General features: G+C 42.2%; 3 protein-coding genes. All 3 read left to right on the top strand.

Features of this window, described 5'->3' with window-relative positions; translation table 11 throughout:
• Positions 1-858: phage major capsid protein (locus BHE89_RS17555; protein ID WP_128860677.1), on the top strand; the 858-nt coding region annotated here is incomplete at its 5' end.
• 53 nt (positions 859-911) lie between these two features.
• Complete coding sequence (locus BHE89_RS17550; protein WP_069368439.1) at positions 912-1,094, top strand: DUF7210 family protein; 183 nt, start codon at positions 912-914, stop codon at positions 1,092-1,094.
• A partial coding sequence (locus BHE89_RS17545; protein WP_141008330.1) for a head-tail connector protein occupies positions 1,094-1,279 on the top strand: 186 nt, incomplete at its 3' end. The genes BHE89_RS17550 and BHE89_RS17545, both read left to right, overlap by 1 nt.

Below are 1,279 nucleotides of genomic sequence, written 5' to 3'. Positions count from 1 at the left end.
GCATTAACTTCAACCGGTGTGGCTGAAGGTGTTGTTGAACCTCAGCGCTTACCCGGTATTGATGTTGCGCCAAAACAGCGTTTATTTATCCGAGATCTGATTGCACCAGGCAAAACTACTTCACCGGCTATTTTCTGGGTTCAGCAGACGGGCTTTACGAATAAAGCTTCTGTGGTACCAGAAAATACCACTAAGCCTTACAGTGACATTGAATTTGCAACCAAAATCACACCTGTAACCACTATTGCTCATATGTTCAAGGCCTCTAAACAAATCCTAGATGATTTTGCACAACTGCAGTCTTTAGTCGATGCTGAAATGCGTTATGGCTTGAAGTTTGTTGAAGAGCAAGAAATCTTGTTTGGTGACGGTTCTGGCGCTCATTTACATGGCATCATTCCTCAAGCCTCTAAATACAAACCTGAATTTAGTGTCGAAAAGCAAAGCGGCATTGATGATTTACGCCTGGCAATGCTACAAGCTCAATTAGCTCGACTACCTGCCACAGGGCATGTTTTGCATTTTATTGATTGGGCGAAAATTGAATTAACCAAAGACTCATTAGGGCGTTACATTCTGGCCAACCCATCTGCATTAATTGGTCCGACTTTATGGGGTCTGCCTGTTGTTGCTACTGAATCAACGGCGTTTAAAGGCAAATTCTTAACAGGGGCATTTAACGCGGGTGCGCAGTTATTCGATCGTGAAGAAACCAATGTAGTGATTTCTACTGAAAACACCGACGATTTTGAGAAAAACATGATCTCAATTCGTTGCGAGGAGCGTTTAGCGTTAGCAGTAAAACGTCCTGAAGCCTTTGTTTACGGTGACTTCACCGTACCTACATCAGGGGAATAACCAATAGGGAGAATGGGGCGGTCTTTATGACCGCCTTTTCTTTGGGGGGCAATATGAAGTTAATCGTATTACGTGCCATTTACTTTGGCAGTGTCGTTGTTACTGAGGGAAAAGAGATTGAAACCTTAGAACAACATGGGCGTGAGTTAATTCAAAAAGGCTATGCAAAAGAAAAGGAAGTTGTACATCCTGAGCCTGAGCCTAAAAAAAACACCAAGGCTAAAAAGGAGAAATAATGCTTTCTCTGGAATTAGTAAAACAACATTGCAATATTGATCCTGATTTTACGGATGATGATAAATTGCTCGCTCTTTATACCAACTCTGCAGTGAAGTTTGTCGAGAACTACACTCGCAGGACGCTTTATGAAAAGGAAGTATCGGAAGGATACCAAGAAGATGCCGATCATCTATTACTGACA

Origin of the sequence: Shigella sp. FC1967, from assembly GCF_001743005.1 — a bacterium.
Classification (GTDB): domain Bacteria; phylum Pseudomonadota; class Gammaproteobacteria; order Enterobacterales; family Enterobacteriaceae; genus Proteus.
The sequence above is the reverse complement of the archived record's forward strand: the minus strand, read 5'-3'. Positions and strand labels throughout refer to the sequence as shown.

What these genes read in the sequence shown, in the direction of transcription:
- BHE89_RS17550 (WP_069368439.1), top strand. Translation starts at nt 912, where the DNA reads ATGAAGTTAATCGTATTACGTGCCATTTACTTTGGCAGTGTCGTTGTT.